The organism is Streptomyces sp. NPDC058157 (assembly GCF_042884105.1).
In the GTDB taxonomy this organism is placed as follows: Bacteria; Actinomycetota; Actinomycetes; order Streptomycetales; family Streptomycetaceae; genus Streptomyces.
The window spans coordinates 1-5,351 of sequence record NZ_JBHVUQ010000326.1 but is presented as its reverse complement, the minus strand read 5'-3'; the positions used below and the strand labels follow the sequence as shown (position 1 = coordinate 5,351).

The 5,351-nt window shown below is 76.8% G+C and carries 5 protein-coding genes; 2 read left to right on the top strand and 3 right to left on the bottom strand.

The features are described 5' to 3' along the window. Positions 1-153: 153 nt before the first annotated feature. Entirely contained in the window at positions 154-909 is a 756-nt protein-coding gene (locus tag ACFVXK_RS36965) for a GntR family transcriptional regulator (protein WP_389621269.1), read from the bottom strand. A gap of 48 nt (positions 910-957) precedes the next feature. On the opposite strand from ACFVXK_RS36965, the gene ACFVXK_RS36960 reads away from it, so the two are divergent. Further along, a complete protein-coding gene (locus ACFVXK_RS36960; protein WP_389621267.1) occupies positions 958-1,827 on the top strand; it encodes a (2Fe-2S)-binding protein in 870 nt (289 codons plus the stop codon). A 192-nt stretch (positions 1,828-2,019) separates the two neighbouring features. Continuing rightward, positions 2,020-3,105, top strand: a complete 1,086-nt coding sequence (locus tag ACFVXK_RS36955; RefSeq protein WP_389621264.1) for a DUF2637 domain-containing protein — start codon at positions 2,020-2,022, stop codon at positions 3,103-3,105. A gap of 79 nt (positions 3,106-3,184) precedes the next feature. Here the strand turns inward: ACFVXK_RS36955 and ACFVXK_RS36950 are convergent, their stop codons facing one another. Both ACFVXK_RS36950 and ACFVXK_RS36945 read right to left on the bottom strand, forming a co-directional pair. Next, a complete protein-coding gene (locus ACFVXK_RS36950) occupies positions 3,185-3,562 on the bottom strand; it encodes an ATP-binding protein (protein WP_389621262.1) in 378 nt (125 codons plus the stop codon). Positions 3,563-4,109: 547 nt separating this feature from the next. Continuing rightward, positions 4,110-5,057: a protein phosphatase 2C domain-containing protein gene (locus ACFVXK_RS36945; RefSeq protein WP_389621259.1), complete on the bottom strand. Its 948-nt coding sequence runs from the start codon at positions 5,055-5,057 to the stop codon at positions 4,110-4,112. Between the last annotated feature and the right edge of the window lie 294 nt (positions 5,058-5,351).

The following is a 5,351-nucleotide window of genomic DNA, read 5'->3' as shown; positions in this document are numbered from 1 at the left end:
ATCCAGGCCCGCCGGCGTTTGAGGCGCGGGGGTCTGGGGGCGGGGCCCCCAGGAAACGGAGAAAGGGCGGGGCGGGGAGACGGCTCCGCGCAGCGGGACCGGCGCAGCCCCCGGCGGGGACCGGCTCCGGGCAGCGGCGCCCGCAGGAGGCGGCTACGCGCCCGCGAAGTGTTCGCGGACCAGGGACTCGACCACCGGGAGGTCCCGCGCGATCAGCGCCTCCAGCAGCGCCGCATGCTCCGCCGCATCGGCCACCAGCGCGGCCCGCCGCACCCGCGGAGCCCCCGGCAGGGGCCACTGCGCACGACGGTGGAGTTCCTCCGCGACCTGCACCAGCTGGCCGTTGTCCGCCAGCGAGAGCACCGCCCGGTGGAAGGCGCGGTCCGCCTCCCCGTACGCCGGGAGGTCCCCCGCGGCGGCCGCCTCGGCCGTGGCGTGGGCCGCCGGGCGCAGGCCCTCCCAGGTGGCCGCCGGCACCGAGCGGGCCAGCCGGAGCATCACCGGGACCTCCAGCAGGGCCCGCACCTCGGCCAGCTCCGCCAGGCTCCGGGCGGTCCGGGTCAGCACCCGGAAGCCCCGGTTGGGCAGGCATTCCACCGCCCCCTCCAGCGCCAGCTGCTGCATCGCCTCGCGGACCGGGGTCGCGGAGACCCCGAAGCGTTCGCCGAGCGCGGGGCCCGAGTAGATCTCCCCCGGCACCAGCTCCCCGTCGACCAGGGCCGCGCGCAGGGCGTCGAGGACCTGCCCGCGCACGGAATGGCGCAGCACCTTCGGTACCTGCGCCGGTATCACCGGTCCCGACACCGACACCAGGGCATGGGCCGCTTCGCGCACTCGGTCCTCCTCCGGGTCTCGACCGGTTCCGAGGATAGGCGACGGGCGCGGTGCGGACGGATGAACGGAGATCAGATAAGGTAAGGCTAACCTTGCTCACTCCGTGTGATTCGGTGGTCCGCGATGCCTCCCGTCCTGCCCGCACCCGCCCCGCCCGCACCCGCCACCCCCCTCCGCTCCCCGGTGGCGCACGCCTACGCGCGCCTGACGGCCGCTTATCCGGGACTGCGGATCCACGAGCACGCCGCCCGCGACCCCCTCCCCGGCGGTGCGGGCTGGGTCGGCGCGCACGAGCTCGCGGCGGGCGGCGCGGCGCTCGACTCCCACCTCGCCTGGGACGCGGCCCAGGTGGCACGGGACCACGGGCGCCCTGCACGGCCCGACGTGGCGGCCGGCTTCGGGCTGCACCGGTACGCCTGGCCGGCCTGCCTGCTGATCACCGTCCCGTGGTTCCTGGAACGCCGGGTGCCCCGGCTCCCCGTGGACCGGGTGGCCTTCCACCGGACCGAGGGGCGGATGGCCGTACACGTCGAGGAGTTCGCCTGCCTGCCCGGCGACCCCGCGGCCGCCCTCCCCGGCGCGCGGACCGTGGCGGACGAGGAGGAGCTGCGCGAGGAGGTGCGGGCGGCGGTGGCCGAGCACCTCGGACCACTGCTGGAGGGGTTCGGTCCGCGGATGCGGCGCGGGCCGCGCGCCCTGTGGGCCACGGCCACCGACGAGGCGACCGAGGGCCTCTGGTACCTGGGGAGCCTGCTCGGCGAGGAGCGGCGGGCGGTGCGCGAGCTGGAGCTGCTGCTGCCGGGCGCGCTCGCCCCGTTCCCGGGCGGCGCGCGGTTCCGTACGCTCGCCGGCCCCGGCGGGAGGGAGCTCACCACCCGGGACCGGGCCGGCTGCTGCTTCTTCTACACGGTCCGCCCCGAGGACACCTGTACGACCTGCCCCCGCACCCGCGACACCGAAAGGGTCGCCCGGCTCACGGCCGCCGCGGGCTGAACCCACCCCGCAGGATGAAGCGGATTCGAACTCAACTCCGTTCATGCGCGCAAGAGTTCGAGATACAACACCCTATCCGACGGGACCCGCCCCCCGTTGGCGTCCACTTGACCCGAAACCCACGTGCACCACGGACCGGCTGGGCCACTATGACGCCCGGAACGCCGCATACGCGAGGCAAGGGACAACCGCATGAGACTGACCGACATATCGCTGGACTGGCTGCTGCCCGGCAGCCTGCTGATCCTGGGCGTGCTTGCGGCAGTGGCGGTGCTGGCCCGGGGCAAGCGTGAGGGCGAGAAGGCCGCGGCCGACGACAGCTGGGAACGCAGCGAGGAGCGGCGGCGGCGCAAGGAGGCCGTCTACGGCACCGCCTCGTACGTCCTGCTCTTCTGCTGCGCGGCGGTGGCCGCCGCGCTCTCCTTCCACGGACTCGTCGGCTTCGGCCGGCAGAACCTCAACCTCTCCGGCGGCTGGGAGTACCTGGTCCCGTTCGGTCTCGACGGCGCCGCCATGTTCTGCTCGGTGCTCGCCGTCCGCGAGGCCAGCCACGGCGACGCGGCCCTGGGCTCCCGGATGCTGGTGTGGCTGTTCGCCGGGGCGGCCGCGTGGTTCAACTGGGTGCACGCACCGCGGGGTTCGGGCCACGACGGCGCCCCGCAGTTCTTCGCCGGGATGTCGCTCTCGGCGGCGGTGCTGTTCGACCGGGCCCTCAAGCAGACCCGCCGGGCGGCCCTGCGCGAGCAGGGCCTGATCCCGCGCCCGCTGCCGCAGATCCGCATGGTCCGCTGGCTGCGGGCCCCCCGCGAGACCTTCGGCGCCTGGTCGCTGATGCTCCTGGAGGGCGTCCGCACCCTCGACGAGGCGGTCGACGAGGTGCGCGAGGACAAGAAGGAGCGCGAGCAGGACCGGCACCGCAGGCGCGAGCAGCACCGTCTGGACCGCGCCCGCATCAAGGCGCTGGGCCGGCAGAACAGGGCGTTCGGGCGGGCCCGGGCGCGTCAGGTCGACCTGCCGGGGCTGACCCCCGGGACGGGCTCCGCGCCGGTCGGCGCGGAGCCGGCCATATCGGAACCCGGACAACTGCCCCTGCTCCCCCAGCCACCACTGGGACGGGCCCCCGGAAGGCCCTCCCTGCAAGCCGTGAACGCGGCCGAGTCCGCTGACCCGGCCGGCCCCCGGACGGTGGACCTCACCGCCGAGGACGACACCCAGACCATCCCCCGGCTCGACTCACTGGAGCGCAAACTGAAGGACCTGGAGCAGCAGTTCGGCTGACCGGCACACCGGCCGGAACGCCGGGCCCACCGCGGCGGGGCGGCCTCCGGGCGGCCCCGCCGTCGCGTGCCGCGAGCCGCTACCCGGCGTCCTCCAGCTCGAACCAGACCACCTTGCCCGGCCCGAGCGCCAGCGGGTCCACGCCCCAGGTGTCGGCGAGCGCCTCGACCAGGACCAGCCCCCGTCCGTGCGTACCGTCGTCGGCGGACGGTACGTGCGGCCGGGGCCGGCGGGCGGCGCCGTCGCGGACCTCGACCCGTAAGCGGGCGTCCTTGACGCTCGCGGACACCTCGGCGCCCCCCTCCGTGTGGACGAGGGCGTTCGTGACGAGTTCGGTGATCAGCAGTTCGGCCACCTCGGCCGTGTCCGCCCGGCAGCGGTGGCGGAGCAGCTCCCGCAGGTCCCTGCGCACCTGGCCCACCGCCTTCAGGTCGGCCCGCGGTACGCTGCGCGTCATCTCCGTCTGGTCGTGCGACGGTTCGCGCGGCACCGGCCGCCCTCTGCGCCACGGCTTCCCGGTCTTCGCCCCCACGCGCACGGCGATGTACCTCCCCGTATTCCTGTGCCCGGCTGTCGAACTGGTCTACGGAATGCATGCCCCCGGGGCGGGTTCGCACTCCTTCGTCCCGGGGGGCCGGGCCGCCGGCGGCGACGGGATCCGGCCATGCGCGCCGCCCCGCCCGCCCCCGGGCCGACACGGCGCCGCTGTCCGATGGTGCGAATCCGGTCACCCTCCGGACACCGTCCCTCGGTGGAACCGACAGCCCTCCGGCCTCCCGTACCCCGTCCACCAGAGCGGGCACCCGTGGCGCGCGGCGGTCCGCGCCGCTCGGCCGGGCCCGGGCGGAGGCCGGAATGCGGCAGGTCCCCCGCGTGGCTTCCGGCCACCGACCGCCGAAGAGGGGCATTTTGACGGGCGGGCCGTACTGCACGAGGGGGAGGGAATCTCCCACCGGCATCGAGGAACCGTCCCTGTCCGGCGGTGGCCCCCCTTGACTGCGCGCTCACGCCTCCCAGACCGCGGCGGCCGTCCGGTCGTCGGCGTATCCCTTGACCCGGAGCTGGGTGTCCGCGAGGAAGGCCGCCAGCCCCGGCGGTTCCCCCTGGGACCAGCGGGCGGCGAGCTCGGCCGGGAGCAGCGCCTCCTCGCGCATGGGGTCCGCGAGCCCTCCGGAGCAGAGCAGCAGGGTGTCACCGGGGCGGGCCGCGGAGGCGCGGAACCGGAAGCCGGTGGCGCCGCCGGCGTCCTCCTCCAGGTCCTGCCAGCGGCCCGCGCGCAGCCGGAACATGCCGCCCGCTCCGGCGCCGAAGCAGATCCGGTGCGGGCACCCGGGGTCGAGCGGCAGCAGCAGTCCGCGCAGCCCCGCCGTGTAGGCCTCCTGGTCGAGCCCGAGTTCGGCGGCCCGGGCCCGCAGCCGTCCGCAGCCCCGGTCGGTGAGCCGCTGGAGCCCCGAGAGCAGGGCTTCGCGGCGGCCCGCCCGGATGTCCTCGGCCAGCCGCTCCCGGCTGCGTCCGACGGCCGCCGCGACGGAGTGCCCGAGTTCGGCGGCGGCCTCGCGGGCGCCCGGGGCGGCCCGGTCCCCGCCGGCCAGGACCACCAGGACGAGGGCGTCGTCGCCGCTGCCGAAGCGGGCGGTGAGCAGGAAGTCCCGGCGGGCCTCGCCCCGGTAGCGGGCGGAGTCCCCGCGCAGGGAGGCGGCGCGCAGGGTGTACGTGCCGTAGCGGGCCCCCTCCAGGACGGTGTCGGGGGTGAGGAAGTCCAGTGCGGCCGGGTCGGCGGCGGGCAGGGCGCCCGGCTCGGCGGCGTAGGTGGGGGGCCGGTCCCCGAGGTGGCTGACGGCGGGCCGCCCGGCGGGCTCCGCCCCGGCCCCGGGCCACGGCTCCCGCCCGGCCTCCACGGGCGCGGGCGGCACGGCCAGGTCCCCCTCCGCGTACCCGGTGGCCCCGGTCACCCGGGGGTCGCTCCCGAGCGGCTGCGGCCGGAGCGGCGGCGGGGGCCCCTCGGGCCGGGGCGGCGGGGCGGCCTTGTCCAGCCGCAGCGGCACGGCGGCCCCGCGATGCGGCTCGGGTGCGACCGGGGGCGCGGCAGGGGCGGCGGACCCGGCAGGCCCCGCGGGCCCGGCGGGCGCGGCAAGCCCCGCGGGCCCTGCGGGTGCGACAGGCCCGACAGGCCCAGCGGGCGCGGCAGGTCCTGCGGGTGCGACAGGCCCTGCGGGTGCGGCGGGTGCGGCGGGCACGGCAAGCCC